The following is a 16,734-nucleotide window of genomic DNA, read 5'->3' as shown; positions in this document are numbered from 1 at the left end:
AGATTTATGGATAAATATGTATTAAATGAGTCTGAACTTCCTTTAAGAGATGTTGTTTTTCGTACCCTTAGAAGGCAGATTCTTATGGGTGAGTTAAAGCCGGGTGAAAGGCTGATGGAGGTTAAACTGACAAAGAAGCTTGGAGTAAGCAGAACTCCGGTAAGAGAAGCAATTCACATGCTTGAAATAGAAGGACTTGCTAAGGTAGTGCCAAGAAGGGGTGCTTCGGTAAGTGATATAACCGAAGAGGACCTGCAGGATGTACTTGATGTGAGATGTGCCCTTGAGGAGCTTGCGGTCGAGCTTGCCTGCGCAAGAAGAAGTGAAGAGGATATTTTCAATATAAAGAAGGCGGCAAGGGCTTTTGTGGACGCTACAAAGACGGGAAGTATTTCTGAAATGGCTGAAAAGGATGTAGCATTTCACAACTGTATATTTTCAGCTACAGGCAATAAGCGCCTGATTCAGCTTGTGGGCAATCTCTCAGAGAGAATGTATAGATACAGGATAGAATACCTTAAGAATAAGGGTGTATATGAGGGGCTAATCAAAGAACACAGCGATATTATCCGCTATATAGAGGAGAATGCTCCGTCTGAGGCCAGGGGAGCAATTAGAAGACATATTACCAATCAGGTTGAAAAGGTAAGCCTTGAAATAAAGGCAGGAAAGGAAAAGAAGTAGATATGAAAAAGAGGCTGGCAGTAATAATAGGTGGACGTTCAAGTGAGCATGAGGTGTCTCTTGTAAGTGGAGCAAGCGTAATAGAAGCTATTGATACAGATAAATATGATGTTAAGATTATTGTAATAAGTAAAGAGGGTGAGTGGCTCCTTGTGCCGGATGTTGAGACAGTTAAAAGTGGCGCCTGGAAAGAAAGTAAGGTAAAGGCGGTTATCTCTCCCGATACAAAAGACAAGGCTTTACTTGTATTTAATGAAGATGGTAAGGTAGAAAAACTCGCTCTGGATGTGGTTTTCCCAGAGCTCCATGGACTATACGGAGAGGATGGCACCATACAGGGGCTGCTTGAATTGGCTGGCATACCTTATGTAGGCTGTGGTGTAATAGCATCTGCTGTAGGCTTGGATAAATGGTATACTAAAGAAGTAGTACATACTACAGGAGTAAGACAGGCCCGCTTTGTACCTGTTTATAGGGAAGAACTTTCTAATATGGATGAGGTGGTAGAAAAAATAGAAAAATCATATCCATATCCTTACTTTGTAAAGCCTTCAAATGCAGGCTCTTCAAAGGGAGTTAGCAAGGCCTCTGACAGGGAGGCCCTCAAAAAGGCTCTAATCTTGGCCGCAGAACACGACAGAAAAATCCTTGTTGAAGAGACTATAGTGGGAAGAGAGCTTGAATGTGCTGTTCTTGGGGGCTATGATGCAAAGGCAAGCGGGTTAGGTGAGATACTGCCGGCCGCTGAATTCTATGACTTTGATGCAAAGTACAACAATGCCGAGTCAAAGACAGTGATTTCTCCAACTCTTCCTGAGGGAAAGACAGAGGAGATAAGAAGCGCAGCAGTTAAAATATTTAAGGCTCTTGACGGATACGGCCTTTCAAGGGTAGATTTCTTCCTTGAAAAGGATACCAATGAAGTTGTGTTTAACGAGATAAATACTCTTCCGGGATTTACTGCAATCAGCATGTATCCTATGCTCTGGAATGAGCAGGGAATAGACAAGAAAGCCCTCGTTGAAGAGCTTATCAGTTTGGCACTTAGGAGATATGAAAAATAGATGAATAAAAAGGTGAAGGTCAGCCTGTCATCATATCAGGATACAGAGGCCGGGGTGGAAGAATTCAGAGTTTCTGCCCCTGGCACCTACAGTCTGATAAATGACAGGCATTTTATAAAATATGAAGAAAAAACTGATGATGATGCTATAAACAAGGTATTGCTAAAGTTTGATAATAATTTCCTTGAAATGACCAAATCAGGTGAGGTAAGGAGCACTCTGACTTTTACTGAGGGAGAAAATACTGAAGGATATTATAAAACCCCTTATGGTACATTTTTAATTGAAACAGATACAAAGAAACTGGATGTCAAAATAGGTAAAAAAAATATCTTTGTAAACCTGGAATACGGGCTTTACATAGACAGCGAATTTGTGGCAGATTGTAAGATGTATATAGAAATTTTGCTTTAACCTAAGTGGTTGTCAAATACTTTTGACACCCACATCATAAAATATAAAGAAAGGACGGGAAGGCATGAAAACAGCAGTTATATGTATGAATGGATTTGAAGAGGTAGAGGGACTTACAGTAGTTGATATGCTAAGAAGACTTGGCATTGAGTGCGATATAGTAGGAAAGAGTGCCGATATTACAGGTTCTCATGGCATAGTCATAAAGGCTGATAAGCTGTTGGAGGAAATAAAATCTGAGGATTACAGTGCTATCATTCTTCCGGGAGGTCTGCCTGGGGCAACCAACCTTAGGGATGACAGCAAGGTAATAAACCTTGTAAAAGAGATGAATAAAGCAGGCAAGATTGTTGCAGCCATTTGTGCAGCCCCTATAGTCCTTGAGAGGGCAGGAGTCCTTGAAGGCAGAGGATTTACAGCTTATCCGGGAGTTGGCGAAAAGATAGAAGGAGGAAACTTTAAGGAAGAGCTTGTGGTAATGGATGGCAATATTATCACTTCCAGAGGACCCGCAACAAGTATGGAATTTGCCTTTTCCATAGCCGAGGCACTTGGAGTAAATGCGGACAGCCAGATAAAAGCGACTCTTTGGGACAAGGTAACAGGGAGATAAAAGAAGTTAGAAAGGGAGAGTATGGAGGAGAACCAGTTTGAACGAACAGCCCTGCTCCTTGGCAAAGCCTCAGTAGAGAAACTGGCAGAGAAAAGAGTTGCGGTGTTTGGAGTAGGCGGAGTAGGCGGCTTTGTGTGTGAGGGACTTGTAAGAGCAGGGATTGGTGCCATAGACATAGTTGATAAAGATACAGTTGCCCTAAGCAACCTTAACCGTCAATTGATAGCCCTTCACAGTACTGTTGGAAAGAACAAGGTAGACGTGCTTGAAGAGAGGCTTAAGGATATAAATAAAAACTTAATTATTAAAAAATATAAATGTTTTTTTCTGCCTGAGACGTCTGAGACTTTTGATTTTAGGGAATATGACTATGTGGTAGATGCAATAGACACAGTTACAGGCAAGATTGAGCTTATTCTCAAGGCAAAAGAGGCGGGAGTTCCTATTATTTCTGCTATGGGAGCAGGAAACAAGCTTGACCCTACAGCCTTTCAGGTTTCAGATATATATAAAACCAGCGTCTGCCCACTTGCCAGAGTTATGAGAAGAGAGCTTAAGAAAAGAGGGGTAGAGAAGCTAAAGGTAGTGTATTCTAAAGAGGAGCCCATAAAACCGCAGTTTGAAGAGGGTGAGGAAGTTGTACCGGGAAGCATTTCCTTTGTGCCGCCGGTTGTGGGGCTTATTATAGCCGGGGAGGTAGTTAAGGACTTAATAAGAGTAGAATAGTGGGTTTAAATCTAACCTAAAATATGATAATATTTTAGCAAGGACCTAGCTAAGCACAGCTGTAGCAATCCTGTATCGATGGGTGTCAAATACTTCCCCCAAAATCTTAGAATAGAAGTGACAAAAATACAAATTCGATTGGGTTTGCTCGAGGGAGAATTATAGTATTTCTTTTGAAAGAGTTTATGCGAAAGGAAATAAGGCAATGAAGAAAGACGATTATTTAGTTGAAATAAGAAATGTATTAAAGCAGAATCCTTTCATACTTGTAGGAGTTAGTGATATAGAGGGTGAGGAAATCTGCCGTTTTTTAAAGAAAGAAAAGATAGAATTTGAAAGTGTGAAGCTAAGCAATGAATCTCCGTATTGGGAAGAAATCCCTGCTGAGATTAAGGAGAAGGTGAATAACATCATCCTTAGTGGAAGAAAGGTAATGAGCCTTTGTATAGGGGGCAATATGCCGGAAGCTATTTTTTCTGTAGCAGCAGCTTGGCACGCAGGTTCTGAAGAGGACAAGCCTTACTCCCCTATAGAGCAGCTTTCCCTTGCTATAAAGAAAGATATTTCTCCTTATTACAGATTGATTGGTGCAAACAGCAGGGGCTTTATCTATGCCATGCGTGAAGAGGCGGCTGCTATGCTTAAGGGATTTGGTGCAAGGAGTAAGTACAAGAGTATTTTAAAAGATGCAGGAATTACTGATTATGATTTAGAGGACTATAAGCAGAAGGTGTATGACTCAGGAGAAGCAGGAATGGAGCGTATTCCTGAAACCTACAGAGCAGGCATAGGTCTTGTAATAAGGGAAATAAGGAGAAAAGACAGGGCTGCTCAGGGAATTACGCAAGAGCAGGAGCTTCAGGCAGAGAGGGCAGTAATGAAGTCATACCTAATAGGAAGTGTGACTGTGGTAGATATGCATGATGCAAAGCCTGCTGCCGTATTTGACCGTCTTGTTGAGACTGAAAAATATGGTCTTCTTATGCTTTCGGCAAACGGAGGCAGCTATTTCTTAGGTCCTTGGAGCAAGGTAAAAAAGTTTGAGGAGCATTTCCCTGAGGGAAAGGTGGGAGGAGAACCACCTATAAGAGGCCACTGGTCAGGCAATTACAGCAGACCTCTTGTTGTTGACTTTGTGGAAAGCCTTGAAAAGGTAAAAGATAAGAGTAAGCTGCACGAGAAGTCAGAGCTTTTTATGAAGTTGTAAAATATGATAAAATATTCACAAGCGTTATTGTGATGTATTATTCACACAGTTGATTGAAAAACTGGAGGAGTATATGAAATTTGTGCTCAGATCAGGGTTAAACGCAGGAGCAAGCTTGGTTGTGTCATTGTTTACTTTGTATATGCTAAGTGTTTTGACATCAATAATTATTGATACTAATATCTATGATTCTGTCTTTGAAGTAATTGCCCGGTTTGTCATATTGGCTTTTCAGTTTTCACCATTTCTTGAGTTTGCTATCTTATACCTGATAAACTTATTGGTAAATAAGATAGGATTTTTAAGGCTGTCAACATTGAAAAGCTTATGGAGTATCACAGTGGGAGCATTGATGCTTGGGTTATATTATGCATATAGTGAGTGGTTAAGTGGAGATATAAGTGGCCCCCATGTTCTTGACGCAATATTTCATTCTATTATTAATGTATATTTTGTTGTTAAATGTTTTGGAATATTTATACTTAGCTTAATTGCTAACCCTATTCTGGCGAAGAGAAATCGGGAAAAAGGCAGGGAAGAAATTAAATCATCATGATTGTCAACTTTCGTATTATAAAAAGGTTTACAATAATAAAAAAAGATGTATAATAGTATCCGAGCACGCACTTTTTTATAAGGAGAAAAATTATGTCATCAAATGGAAATGCAACAGTTAAACAGGGAATGGATGTAAAGAGCCTTACCCTCATAGGTATAATGGCAGCTATTTGCTGTGTTCTTGGACCTTGGCAGATACCGATTGGACCGGTTCCGATTTCTTTACAGATTATAGCGGTCTGCCTCTGTTCCTATGTGCTTGGAGCAAAGAAGGGTGCACTTGCAGTGCTTATCTATGTGCTTATTGGTCTTGTAGGACTTCCGGTATTTTCAGGGGCAAAAAGTGGAGGAACTGCCTTATTCGGACCGACAGGAGGATACATAATCGGATTCATATTTATGGCATTTATAGGCGGACTCTTCATAGAAAAAGCGGGAATTAAGAAGATATATATACAGATAATAGGCCTTGTTTTGGGACTTTTAGTTTGCTACCTTTTTGGAACAATCTGGTTTACAGCGGTAAATACAAAAGGTATAAACTTCACACAGGCACTTGGCTACTGCGTATATCCGTTCATACCTTTTGATATAGGAAAGATTGTTGTATCTGTAATACTAGGCAATGCCGTTAAACAGGCACTTAATAAAATTAACGTGTAAGTATGGCTATACCAAAGGATGGGATGTTAATCATTCCATCCTTTATTGTTACCTCTTTATCACCGGTTACAAGGTAGGATTCAAGCTTTGTGTAGTCCTCTCCAAGTTTCTGGCTTACATCATTTTCTGAGGTGTTGATTACAATGAGTACTGGCTCATAACTATCGTCGGCCATTTTTCTTGTAAAAACTGAAACCGTATCAGGATTTTCATTTTCAAATCCGTCATACAGCCCTGTCTTTCCCCTTGCTATCACAGGATAACTATGTCTTAGCTTAATTGCTTTCTTAAAATAATTATAAATGGAAGTTTCATCATCGCTTTGGTCCTCTAAGGTGCCGTACATCATTTCAAAGTCTTCCATGTCCTTAGGCCCTTTACACATGCCTTCAGCATTTGCATCCTTTGACCACTGCATTGGAGCCCTTTTGTTCTCGTCCCGTCCGGAACCCTTCATACCCAGCTCTTCTCCGTAGTATATGAAGGCATTGCCGCTCATAAGCAGGTTCATTGCTCCTGCGAGCTTAATCATATCAACTCTTCTCTCTCCTGAGTAGTAGCCCGCAGAGCGAGGTATATCGTGGTTTGTATAAAATGGTGCATTTACATAATGTGGATTATTTCCTGAAAAAAGTTCATCTTCCCTTATCATTCTTTCTGCAAAGCTGCTTGCAGGTGACACGCCCTTAAGTATCTTAGCTATGACTCCATCACTTCCTGAGAATTCAAAGTCAAAGAAGCTGTCAACTCCGCTCTTGTAATAAGCTCCGTACTCACTCTCTGTAGACCAGGCTTCACCAACTATATAGGCATCAGGCTTAATTTCCTTAACTGTTTTATTGAGCCAGGTAAGAATTTCAGTATTCTTTGTAATACTTCCTGTCACATAGTAGGTAACTGCATCCAGCCTAAAGCCGTCTACACCGAGGTCGAGCCAGAACTTAAATATATCCTTAAATTCATTTCTAACGGCTACATTTTCAAGGTTAAAGTCAGGCATTTTAGGGCTGAATCTAGCCTCGTAGTACCAGTTAGTACCGTCTATAGGTGCGTAGCCCTCCTGCTTCTTTTTTGTAAAGTTATAATAATTAGCATAAGGACAGGTATTAAAGTCAGGTTCTTCGCCTTTTTTAAGGCCTTTTATGTAGTTTACGGCTTCTACAAACCACGGATGCTCCGAAGAGGAATGGTTCATAACTAAATCGAAAATCACCTTTATATTTCTCTTATGGCAGTCCTCAACAAGGGCTTTAAAGTCCTCCAGGGTGCCAAAATCCTTATCTATATTTTTATAGTCCATGACATCATACTTATGGTAGGAAAGTGAAGGGGAAACAGGGGTGAGCCAGATTTCATTGGCTAAGAGGGAATTGCCTTTCTCAGCCTTTCCGTCGTTGATGTAGTCGAGCTTCTTTCTTATACCTTCAAGGTCTCCTATTCCATCTCCATTGCTGTCATAGAAGGATGAGACGAAGATTTGATAGGTAACACGGTAATTATCCTCTATTAGCTTAATGGAAGGGCTGTTTGAAATAATATTGCAACCAGTAAGTGAAAGAGTAAGTGGGAGTGTGGCTGCAAGTGGCTTAATGATTTTATTCAATTTCATTTTCATATCCTCCTCTTTGTGGTATCTCTCCATTGTAGACGATATAAATAAAACTGTAAAGTTAAAGTAGGAAAAAATTAAAACTTTCACTATGGTTTTTAGCTGATAATTATGATATCATGGTCACATAGTTTAATATATCCCGGGAGGATTTATGAAGTTTAACAAGGATTTACTGGAAAAAAGATGGGTTGCATATACTTTAGCTACCTGCTCTGCAGTGATTTTATATTTTCTGCTTTCAAATGTATCTGATATCTTTAATGGACTAAGGGTTGTATATAAGGTGCTAAACCCCCTAATTACAGGGCTTATCATAGCCTATGTCATTGATCCCTTCGTCACTTTTTTACAGAGGACTGTATTTGCAAATGTAAAAAATGAACACACGAGGAAGATGCTTTCGGTAACCATAGCCTTAGTTGGCATAGCCCTGCTTATTATTCTCCTTATGTTTGCGCTTATCCCGCAGATTGTCGTTAGTATTAAGACACTGTTTAGCAACATGGATGAGTACATAAGGTCACTTCAGGGATTCTTACAGGCTGCAAGTGTGGAAGCTGCAACAAGAGGAATAGACATAAGCGGTATAACCAGATTCAGTGATGATATATTAAATGTAGTGGGGAAGAAGATACCTGAGAACTTTAACGGAATAGTAACTACATCCCTAAGTATAAGCAAGGCAATTTTTGATTTATTTATAGCAATGTTTCTTGCCATATATTTTCTAGCTGATAAAGAAAGACTTAAGGGCAGCTTTGACAGGCTGTTAAAGCGTCTTATGAAAGCAGACAGATACAAGGCTTTCGCAGGATTCTGGGAAAGGTGCAACAGCATACTTATAAGATACATTGCCTTCGATATAATTGATGGTGTGATAGTAGGAGTAGCAAACTTTATATTTATGTCGGTAGCAGGCATACCTTATTCTGTGCTGATTTCCGTTCTTGTGGGAGTAACAAACCTGGCGCCGACATTTGGCCCTATAGTTGGAGGTATACTTGGAGGCTTCATTCTTGTGCTTGTTAACCCTCTTCAAGCACTGTGGTTCATCATATTTACTATTATACTTCAGACTATAGACGGCTACGTCCTTAAGCCAAAGCTCTTTGGTGGAAGCCTTGGAGTGCCGGGAGTATGGATACTTGTATCTATTGTAATTGGCGGAAGGGTTTTTGGAGTTGCAGGCATACTGCTTGCCATACCTTTTGCTGCGATAGTTGACTTCATCTACCACGATATGATATTTAGAGAAGCAAGAAAAAATGAAGAAATGGACAAGCAGTTAAAAGAGAAAGAATTAAAAAGTAAATAAAAGAGCGTTACTAAAATCAACTCTCAGCCACAGGTATAGATCTCGGCTGACGGTTCTTTTAAATAAAAACTAAGGTGTTATCTATAATGGGGATGTTGGATTATGGCAGATATAATCATCTGGTAATAACTTTTAACTGCAAGCCACGTACGAGGTGATGGCTCATAAGGGTTATATACATAATGCACAATAAAAATGCTAATTGAGATAATAAAATAGTGCAATATTTTAGTTTATTTTTTCTTGCATTTTAGCGTGATTTAGTATATAATGTTCCTTGCGTTCAACAAAAGCGTGCGCGTCTTTAGCTCAGCTGGTAGAGCACCTGACTCTTAATCAGGGTGTCCAGGGTTCGAGCCCCTGAAGACGCACTAAAGAGGTTCTTGTTTGGCAGAAAGCTGTCGGGCAGGGGCTTTTTTGTTTTTGATTTAATCTCTATTTCACTTACAGTCCCATCTTGACAGACAATAGGTTCTATTCTATACTTTAGAGGTTATAAGTAAATTCACAAAGCAGAGTAGGAAATTTAGCGTAAAGTGTCAATCAGACGGGGAGTTGCTGATGGAACGAAGGGGTAGTCCCGCGGTGAAATTTCCGCATCCCGCTGTTACATTAGAGAAGTACCAGGCTCTTTTGTAGTAAGGATAAACTGCAAAGGAGGTTAAAATGAACGAAAAAGAAAATGCTAAACCATGCCGCATTGTATCGGAGCTTCAGGGGATTGTGAGCTTTCCTGCCAATCTTGTGAAGGAAACCCTTGCCCTGCCAAAGACATTTGGAGAATCAGCAAGAGAGTTTAAAAGTCTACATACCGTTATTCTTTGCGGTCTTTTGGGGGCCTTAAGCATCATCCTTGGTATGCTTGCTTCCATTGACTTTGGTCCGTTTAAGGTGACTTATGCCTGGATACCAAACCGCATAGTGGACTTTGCCTTTGGACCTGTGGTTGGTGCCATCTACGGCGGAGTTATGGACGTGGTAAAGTTTATAATCAAGCCAAGCGGCACATTTAACCTGGCTTATACTGCAATGGCTGTATTTGCAGGTATAATTTTTGGTACAGTGCTTTATAAAAAGCCTGTCAGCTTTATGAGAATAGTATTTGCACAGAGCTTGGTTAAGATATTTATAAATGCGGGAATGGGTACCTGCCTTATGGCGTTTGAAAGAGGAAAAGCGCTTATGGAGCTGCTTCCTGTAAGGCTTGTAAAGAACGTAATCATGATACCTCTTGATAGTATCATTCTGTTTGTTGTACTCACAGCCCTTATGAAGGTATTGCCAAGACTTAAAAGTAACAGCCTTAACCAGGCTTAGTATATGACGGATATTTAGAAGTATTGTATCAAGTGTTGTCAAATGATATGGCACACGAAGCCTTATAGTATAGATTAGTCATCAGTTGGAGGGGACTATGGATAACGAGAAGAAATTGGTTGTTGTGGCACTTGGAAGAAATGCATTTGGGAAAACAATTCCCAAACAGAAGGAAAATGTAAGGCTTGCCGCGGAGAGGATAGCTGAGATTGTGGAAGCCGGCTACAGGGTTGTAGTTACACATAGTAACGGGGAGCAGATAGGTATGCTTCATACGGCAATGACTGAGTATTCAAGGCTTGAGCCGGAGTTTTCAGTTGCGCCTATGTCGGTCTGCGGTGCTCTAAGCCAGGGCTATATTGGTTATGACTTACAAAATAGTATCAGAGAAGAACTGCTTAACAGAGGTATATACAAGACCGTATGCACCATTATAACTCAGGTAAGAGTTGACCCTTTTGATAAGGCATTTACCAATCCTACCAAGGTGATAGGCAGATATATGAACCGTGAGGAGGCCGATGCCGAGATAAACAAGGGCAACTTTGTGGTAGAAGAGGAAAAGGGATTTAGAAGAGTTATTCCTTCACCACGCCCTATCGATATCTATGAAATAGATGCTATCAGGACTCTTTCTGAGGCTGACCAGGTGGTTATAGCCTGTGGTGGCGGCGGGATTCCGGTTATGCAGCAGGGAACTGCCCTAAAGGGGGCAAGTGCTATTATAGAAAAGGATTTTACTGCGGCCAGGCTTGGAGAAATGCTTGGTGCCGATGAAATTATATTCCTTACCAACAAGGATAACCTGATTGTCCATAAGGGAAGCCCTGATGAGATGCCGCTATCTGAGATTACTATTAATGAGGCAAGAAAGTATATGGAAGAGGGCAACTTTGAGCCGGGTCTTGACCTTGCTAAGATAGAGGCAGCAGTCGAATTCGTTGCTACTGGAAAAGGCAAAAGAGCTATAATAACATCAATGGACAAAGTTCTCCTTGGAATTAAGGGAAGAGCAGGAACCATAATATGCGGGAATGATAATTAAATAAAAACATCCGGTCTTCATCATCAGATTAGACCGGATGTTTTTTTATTTGACAGGAAATTTCTCCGAAATTACCTGTCAAATAAAAATCTCTCCGAGAGATCGCACTGCGGCGGATATGTAGATGTCGCTAGTGCGACCCGCCGCAGGCGGTGAATCCTGCGAAGCAGGATTCTTTCTTGTACTAAATCAATGAAGGTCATCTATTTGTAAATTAGAATCTTTAGCTACTGCATTTGCGTCAGTATTGCATTTGGTAAGAACCTTTTTTATATCATTTCCCCTTGCAATAGACTGAAGAGCACTGCTCCAAAGGGAGCGGACCTTTGTCCAACCGGGAGTGACTTGATAATAATCTCCCATTGAAGGCATAAAATCAGTCAAAAACATATGCATTTTCTCACCAATATCAGTATTATCATAAAGGCCCTTAAGCTCTTTGTGAACTGAAAAAGCATGGCTTGCTTTCACGGCTTTTCTTACACCGCTTGGATCATTAGCCATATAGTCAATAAAGATTTTAGATGCCCTTATCTTATTTTCGTCTTTGTTGTTGAAGATACCAAATCCCCATATTCCGCTTGAAAGCTTTGATATACCATTTGGAGATGGGAACTTCATAGGGATGATTTCATCATCTGTATCAACCTTAGTATCTATTGACACGCTGGAATCCAGCTGCATAGAGGGATTCCAGCAAATACTCATGGCAAGTTCACCTTGACGAAATCTTGCATTTTCGCCAAGGCTATCTAGCTGAGGGTCGATATTAATGCCGTTACAGGAAGTAAGCTCTGTAAGAGCTTTAATGTTATTTGCAGAGTTGATGGTATACTGTCTGTGCGTTTTATCTGTAAAGGAACCATCATAAAGATTGGTAACAAGTGCACGTGTTCCCTGGTCGCCGCTCTGGCTTCCACAGTAAATGCTTAGGACATCATCGCGGCCTGAATCATATATAGCATTTACAGCCTTAAAAAAGTTCTCAGTCGTCCAACTGTGATTAGTAAGGTCGACATATTGAAGTGCATCCGCTTCTTTGAAAATGCGCTTGTTTATTGCCATACAGTGTGTTACCACGCAGAGAGGATATTCATAGTACTTTCCATCATTAGAACGACAGGCGTAAGCAACGTTATCATAGATGTCTTTTGAGGCATCCGTATACAAATCACTGAGATCGACCATAAGGCCTCTTGCACCCCAGTTAGCTACAAGCCTTTCGGGTCCCTCAAGTACGATATCCGGAGTTCTTCCGTATCTTATAGCCTCTTCTATCTCTCTATCACCGGTATTGTAGAATAAGTACTTTACTTTTACATTGATTTCAGGGTGAGATGCAGTAAAATCATTAATAAGCTTGGTTACAGTCTCTTCATTACCCCAATCCCCTACAGGATAAGTCCACAATTCTATCTCAGCCTCATCTACTATAGGTCTTGCTACATTACGTGAACAAGACGTAGTGGAAAGGAGGACACAAAAAATGAGAGACAGACATAACAAAGTTTTCTTTTTCATATAATCTACCACACTATCTATCATTATTTAAACCTATAGTTAAGTATAACAATGTAGAATACTTTTTTCAAGATTTAAAGTATTGAAGGTCAAAAAAGGTTCTGATAAAATACTATATAAAGTCGTTTCAAAGGAAAGGAATTGATTATGGATAAATACGTAGAAGCCTCTAGAAGGCTGATTGATTTTTTGGACAGCAACCCAAGTCCGTTTCATGTAGTAAACGCTTTGTCTAAAATGTATGAGAAGGCAGGGTTTAAGAGACTCTGTGAGAAAGACAAGTTTGATGTGGTTAAAGGCGGAGATTACTATGTAACAAGAAATAACTCTGCCATCATAGCATTTAGAGTACCAAAAGCAGACTTTAAGGGCTTTAATATAACCTCTGCGCACAGCGATTCTCCTACATTTAAGATAAAGGCTAATGCAGAGATAAATGTAGAAAAGAACTTTGTGAAATTAAATGTCGAAAAATACGGTGGAATGCTTATGGCACCTTGGTTTGACAGACCTCTTGGAGTTGCAGGCAGAGTAATGGTAAAGAATGGCAAGAAGATTGAGGAGAGGCTTCTTCATATAGATAGAGATATTGTTATGATGCCTAATCTTGCTATTCACATGAACCGTGAGGCAAATGAGGGATATAAGTACAATGCTCAAAATGATACCCAGCCTATATTTGCCGAGATTGGCTCTGGTGTTACTCTCTATGACATTGTGGCCAAAGAACTTGGCATTTCTAAGGAAGACATACTTGATACCGATCTTTTCTTATCAAACAGGGTAAAGGGTACACTTTGGGGGGCTGACAATGAATTCATAGCGGCAGGCAGGCTAGATGACCTCCAGTGTGTATTTGCGGGTGCAGAAAGTATCGTAGAAGCTAAAAATAAGAATAACATAATTGTTCACTGCGTGTTTGATAATGAAGAGGTAGGCTCAGGAACCAAGCAGGGTGCGGCATCTACCTTCCTTAAAGATGTGCTTGTCCGTGTAAATAAGGCTCTGGGTGGTGATGAGGAGAGTTATCTTAGGGCAGTGGCAAGGAGTTTTATGGTGTCAGCTGACAATGCCCATTCCGTACATCCAAACTATACGGAAAAGGCCGACCCTTGCAACAGACCTGTTGTCAACAAGGGAGTAGTTATCAAGTACAACGCTAATCAGAAATATACAACAGATGCAGTATCGGGTGCAGTATTTAGAGAAATCTGCGCTGAGGCTAAGGTGCCTGTTCAGACCTTTGTCAATCGTTCAGATGCGGCAGGAGGCTCTACCCTTGGCAATATTTCCAATACTCAGGTATCACTCAATGCAGTAGATATAGGTATGGCACAGTGGGCTATGCATTCTCCTTATGAGAGTGGCGGTGTGAAGGATACCTACTATCTTGAGGCTGCCATGAAGCAGTTCTTTAAGACTGATATTAGCGAAAAGCTGGCGTAGACCGACTGGTTATAAAAGTAATTCGGAGCAGGGTATATTATTTACTCTGCTCTCTTTTTTTATGTAAGAGAAAGTTTTAGCGCAAACCTTGACTTAGAAATAAATCTTAGTAAGATTACATAGAAAAAAATGATAAATATTTTAAGTTAATTTGCAATTACTATGAATTGTTAAATGTTTAACATATTTTTTCGGCGTTATTTATAATTTTTTGGTATAAATAACTAAAATAGCTTGCTTTTTATCTAAAAACATACTAAAATTTAAAAGCTAAACGGAAATAATTAGCATCTTAACTAATAATGAGGAGGGCATGTGAATGGGAACTTTAGCAATTTCAGTACCAATTTGCGCGGCGATTGCACTTGTTTTTGCCTTTGGTCTGGCAAAATGGATAGGAGGCCTGGACAGTGGAACGGATAGGATGAAGGAAATATCCGGCTACATCCACGAGGGAGCCATGGCTTTCCTTAAAAGAGAGTACAAGACTATGGTTATAGTTGTCGTTGTACTTTTCGTGCTTATCGGAGTGCTGCTTAACAGCTGGGTTACAGCCATACTTTATGTGGTAGGTGCATTGCTTTCAGTACTTGCAGGCTACTTTGGCATGACAGTAGCAACAAAAGGAAATGTAAGAACTGCCAACGCAGCAAAAGACGGCGGTATGGTTAAGGCACTTAAGGTAGCCTTCCGCTCGGGTGCTGTCATGGGGCTTTGTGTAACAGGTCTTGGACTATGTGGACTTGGAGTCATCTTTGTGGCAATGGGAGTGGATGCAGCAGATGTAATCACAGGCTTTGGACTTGGTGCATCATCTATGGCGCTTTTTGGACGAGTAGGCGGTGGCATCTATACCAAGGCAGCAGACGTTGGAGCAGACCTTGTAGGAAAGGTAGAGGCAGGTATCCCTGAGGATGATCCTAGAAACCCGGCAGTTATTGCTGACAACGTAGGCGACAATGTAGGGGACGTGGCAGGAATGGGCTCAGACCTTTTCGAATCCTATGTGGGCTCAATTATTTCGGCCATTACCTTAGCTGTAGTTATTCCAAAGATTACACCGCAGATAGGAGCAGAATTTGCTCTTGACCCTTATATGGGCTCACTGTTCCCATTACTTCTATCAGCTATAGGCATAATCGCCTCAATCCTTGGCATTATGTTCGTAAGGGGCAAAGAAGGAGGCAACCCTGCGTCAGCACTTAATGCAGGAACCTATGTGAGCGGTATCATAGTTATCATTGCTTCATTTGTAATGAGCAAGATGCTTCTTAATACCTACAATCCTGCCATAGCTATAATAGCGGGACTTATAGTTGGTATAGCCATAGGAAAGCTGACAGAGATATATACCTCAGGAGATTATAAGCATGTTAAAAAGATAGCAGAACAGTCACAGACAGGTTCAGCTACTACGATTATATCAGGACTTGGAGTAGGTATGATGTCTACACTTTGGCCTATTATCTGCGTTGCAGCAGGTATCCTTGTTGCCAATGCATTTGCGGGACTTTACGGTATTGCACTTGCGGCTGTAGGTATGCTTTCAACCACAGCTATGACAGTTGCGGTAGACGCTTACGGCCCTGTATCAGATAATGCAGGCGGTATAGCAGAAATGTGTGAGCTTCCTCACGAGGTAAGAGAGATAACAGACAAGCTTGATGCTGTGGGCAATACCACAGCAGCTATAGGTAAGGGATTTGCCATTGGATCAGCTGCACTTACAGCTCTTGCACTCTTTGCTTCCTATTCACAGGTGGCAAAGCTCGATTCAATAAGTCTTCTTGATCCTCTTGTAATAGCAGGTCTCTTTATAGGGGCTATGCTTCCTTTCCTCTTCTCAGCTATGACCATGAATTCTGTGGGCAGGGCTGCAAATGATATGATAGAGGAAGTTAGAAGACAGTTTAGAGAGGACAAGGGCATAATGGAGGGCAAGTCTAAGCCTGATTATGCAAAGTGTGTAGATATATCTACAAAGGCTGCGCTTAAAGAGATGATACTTCCGGGACTTATGGCTATAGCGGCACCTCTTGCTGTAGGTATAGTTATGGGAACCGAGGCTCTTGGTGGTATGCTTGCAGGTGCTCTTTCATCCGGTGTACTTCTTGCAATCATGATGAGTAATGCCGGTGGTGCTTGGGACAATGCTAAGAAATACATAGAAGAGGGACATTTTGGAGGAAAGGGAAGTGAGCCTCACAAGGCAGCAGTAGTAGGTGATACAGTGGGCGATCCTTTCAAAGATACATCTGGTCCTTCAATCAATATTCTTATTAAGCTTATGACTATAGTTGCAGTTGTATTTGCTCCTCTTTTTGTGGCTATAGGCGGCTTACTTTAATTTGATTTTTATACCGGTTTAAGCTTGAAAAATGACGGCTCCGGTGCTAACATAAGCCTATAGATGTTGATAGGTGGTTGTGTAATAAGGCATCTGTTTTAATAAAATTAAGGCAGGTGCCTTAAATTGTGTCTGACACTTGTATCATTATATTAAAAAATAGTTATTTAATCAGATGCTATAGTATAGGTGGGATAAAGAG

At 40.7% G+C, this 16,734-nt stretch carries 15 protein-coding genes, 1 tRNA gene and 1 riboswitch; of the genes, 14 read left to right on the top strand and 2 right to left on the bottom strand.

Annotated features, from left to right (window positions below; all coding sequences use genetic code 11):
• The first annotated feature begins 6 nt into the window (after positions 1–6).
• The 8 genes from ACO6HM_RS01340 to ACO6HM_RS01305 all read left to right on the top strand — a co-directional run bounded on the left by ACO6HM_RS01340 (position 7) and on the right by ACO6HM_RS01305 (position 5,929).
• The gene (locus ACO6HM_RS01340) at positions 7–684 is read left to right on the top strand and encodes a GntR family transcriptional regulator (RefSeq protein ID WP_485389406.1); all 678 of its coding nucleotides are present in this window, start codon (positions 7–9) and stop codon (positions 682–684) included.
• Positions 685–686: 2 nt separating this feature from the next.
• Positions 687–1,748 carry a D-alanine--D-alanine ligase family protein gene (locus ACO6HM_RS01335; RefSeq protein WP_485389405.1) on the top strand — a complete coding sequence of 354 codons (1,062 nt, stop codon included), beginning with the start codon at positions 687–689 and terminating at the stop codon, positions 1,746–1,748.
• On the top strand, positions 1,749–2,162 hold the full coding sequence (locus ACO6HM_RS01330; RefSeq protein ID WP_485389404.1) for a YwiB family protein: 414 nt from the start codon (positions 1,749–1,751) through the stop codon (positions 2,160–2,162).
• Between the two features lie 64 nt (positions 2,163–2,226).
• Positions 2,227–2,775, top strand: coding sequence for a DJ-1 family glyoxalase III (locus ACO6HM_RS01325; protein ID WP_485389403.1), 549 nt, complete (start codon positions 2,227–2,229; stop codon positions 2,773–2,775).
• Positions 2,776–2,796: 21 nt separating this feature from the next.
• The gene (locus tag ACO6HM_RS01320) at positions 2,797–3,501 is read left to right on the top strand and encodes a tRNA threonylcarbamoyladenosine dehydratase (RefSeq protein ID WP_485389402.1); all 705 of its coding nucleotides are present in this window, start codon (positions 2,797–2,799) and stop codon (positions 3,499–3,501) included.
• Between the two features lie 205 nt (positions 3,502–3,706).
• Positions 3,707–4,708: a hypothetical protein gene (locus ACO6HM_RS01315; protein WP_485389401.1), complete on the top strand. Its 1,002-nt coding sequence runs from the start codon at positions 3,707–3,709 to the stop codon at positions 4,706–4,708.
• A 73-nt stretch (positions 4,709–4,781) separates the two neighbouring features.
• Complete coding sequence (locus ACO6HM_RS01310) at positions 4,782–5,264, top strand: hypothetical protein (protein WP_485389400.1); 483 nt, start codon at positions 4,782–4,784, stop codon at positions 5,262–5,264.
• Positions 5,265–5,356: 92 nt separating this feature from the next.
• A complete protein-coding gene (locus ACO6HM_RS01305) occupies positions 5,357–5,929 on the top strand; it encodes a biotin transporter BioY (protein ID WP_485389399.1) in 573 nt (190 codons plus the stop codon).
• Here the strand turns inward: ACO6HM_RS01305 and ACO6HM_RS01300 are convergent.
• Positions 5,919–7,538, bottom strand: coding sequence for an alpha-amylase family glycosyl hydrolase (locus ACO6HM_RS01300; protein WP_485389398.1), 1,620 nt, complete (start codon positions 7,536–7,538; stop codon positions 5,919–5,921). The genes ACO6HM_RS01305 and ACO6HM_RS01300 overlap by 11 nt on opposite strands.
• Before the next feature lie 154 nt (positions 7,539–7,692).
• Between ACO6HM_RS01300 and ACO6HM_RS01295 the strand changes: the two genes are divergently transcribed.
• The 4 genes from ACO6HM_RS01295 (at position 7,693) to arcC (ending at position 11,218) form a co-directional block, all read left to right on the top strand.
• The gene (locus ACO6HM_RS01295) at positions 7,693–8,856 is read left to right on the top strand and encodes an AI-2E family transporter (RefSeq protein WP_485389397.1); all 1,164 of its coding nucleotides are present in this window, start codon (positions 7,693–7,695) and stop codon (positions 8,854–8,856) included.
• A gap of 298 nt (positions 8,857–9,154) precedes the next feature.
• Positions 9,155–9,227 (top strand) — tRNA-Lys (locus tag ACO6HM_RS01290).
• 140 nt (positions 9,228–9,367) lie between these two features.
• Positions 9,368–9,465, top strand: a riboswitch (THF riboswitch).
• Between the two features lie 57 nt (positions 9,466–9,522).
• Entirely contained in the window at positions 9,523–10,173 is a 651-nt protein-coding gene (locus ACO6HM_RS01285) for a folate family ECF transporter S component (protein WP_485389396.1), read from the top strand.
• A 97-nt stretch (positions 10,174–10,270) separates the two neighbouring features.
• On the top strand, positions 10,271–11,218 hold the full coding sequence (gene arcC / locus ACO6HM_RS01280; RefSeq protein ID WP_485389395.1) for a carbamate kinase: 948 nt from the start codon (positions 10,271–10,273) through the stop codon (positions 11,216–11,218).
• 189 nt (positions 11,219–11,407) lie between these two features.
• Here arcC and ACO6HM_RS01275 read toward each other — a convergent pair whose 3' ends face one another.
• Positions 11,408–12,739, bottom strand: coding sequence for an ABC transporter substrate-binding protein (locus ACO6HM_RS01275; RefSeq protein ID WP_485389394.1), 1,332 nt, complete (start codon positions 12,737–12,739; stop codon positions 11,408–11,410).
• A 147-nt stretch (positions 12,740–12,886) separates the two neighbouring features.
• Here ACO6HM_RS01275 and ACO6HM_RS01270 point away from each other — a divergent pair, with 147 nt between their 5' ends.
• Both ACO6HM_RS01270 and ACO6HM_RS01265 read left to right on the top strand, forming a co-directional pair.
• Positions 12,887–14,185, top strand: coding sequence for a M18 family aminopeptidase (locus tag ACO6HM_RS01270; protein ID WP_485389393.1), 1,299 nt, complete (start codon positions 12,887–12,889; stop codon positions 14,183–14,185).
• A gap of 319 nt (positions 14,186–14,504) precedes the next feature.
• Positions 14,505–16,532, top strand: coding sequence for a sodium-translocating pyrophosphatase (locus ACO6HM_RS01265; protein WP_485389392.1), 2,028 nt, complete (start codon positions 14,505–14,507; stop codon positions 16,530–16,532).
• Positions 16,533–16,734: the final 202 nt, after the last annotated feature.

It is taken from the genome of Catonella sp. (assembly GCF_057250765.1).
This window is presented reverse-complemented; position numbering and strand designations above follow the sequence as displayed.

Excerpts from the sequence above, each read along its gene's own strand:
- ACO6HM_RS01340 (WP_485389406.1), top strand. The coding sequence starts at position 7 with ATGGATAAATATGTATTAAATGAGTCTGAACTTCCTTTAAGAGATGTT.
- ACO6HM_RS01335 (WP_485389405.1), top strand. The coding sequence starts at position 687 with ATGAAAAAGAGGCTGGCAGTAATAATAGGTGGACGTTCAAGTGAGCAT.
- ACO6HM_RS01330 (WP_485389404.1), top strand. The coding sequence starts at position 1,749 with ATGAATAAAAAGGTGAAGGTCAGCCTGTCATCATATCAGGATACAGAG.
- ACO6HM_RS01325 (WP_485389403.1), top strand. The coding sequence starts at position 2,227 with ATGAAAACAGCAGTTATATGTATGAATGGATTTGAAGAGGTAGAGGGA.
- ACO6HM_RS01320 (WP_485389402.1), top strand. The coding sequence starts at position 2,797 with ATGGAGGAGAACCAGTTTGAACGAACAGCCCTGCTCCTTGGCAAAGCC.
- ACO6HM_RS01315 (WP_485389401.1), top strand. The coding sequence starts at position 3,707 with ATGAAGAAAGACGATTATTTAGTTGAAATAAGAAATGTATTAAAGCAG.
- ACO6HM_RS01310 (WP_485389400.1), top strand. The coding sequence starts at position 4,782 with ATGAAATTTGTGCTCAGATCAGGGTTAAACGCAGGAGCAAGCTTGGTT.
- ACO6HM_RS01305 (WP_485389399.1), top strand. The coding sequence starts at position 5,357 with ATGTCATCAAATGGAAATGCAACAGTTAAACAGGGAATGGATGTAAAG.
- ACO6HM_RS01300 (WP_485389398.1), bottom strand. The coding sequence starts at position 7,538 with ATGAAATTGAATAAAATCATTAAGCCACTTGCAGCCACACTCCCACTT.
- ACO6HM_RS01295 (WP_485389397.1), top strand. The coding sequence starts at position 7,693 with ATGAAGTTTAACAAGGATTTACTGGAAAAAAGATGGGTTGCATATACT.
- ACO6HM_RS01285 (WP_485389396.1), top strand. The coding sequence starts at position 9,523 with ATGAACGAAAAAGAAAATGCTAAACCATGCCGCATTGTATCGGAGCTT.
- arcC (WP_485389395.1), top strand. The coding sequence starts at position 10,271 with ATGGATAACGAGAAGAAATTGGTTGTTGTGGCACTTGGAAGAAATGCA.
- ACO6HM_RS01275 (WP_485389394.1), bottom strand. The coding sequence starts at position 12,739 with ATGAAAAAGAAAACTTTGTTATGTCTGTCTCTCATTTTTTGTGTCCTC.
- ACO6HM_RS01270 (WP_485389393.1), top strand. The coding sequence starts at position 12,887 with ATGGATAAATACGTAGAAGCCTCTAGAAGGCTGATTGATTTTTTGGAC.
- ACO6HM_RS01265 (WP_485389392.1), top strand. The coding sequence starts at position 14,505 with ATGGGAACTTTAGCAATTTCAGTACCAATTTGCGCGGCGATTGCACTT.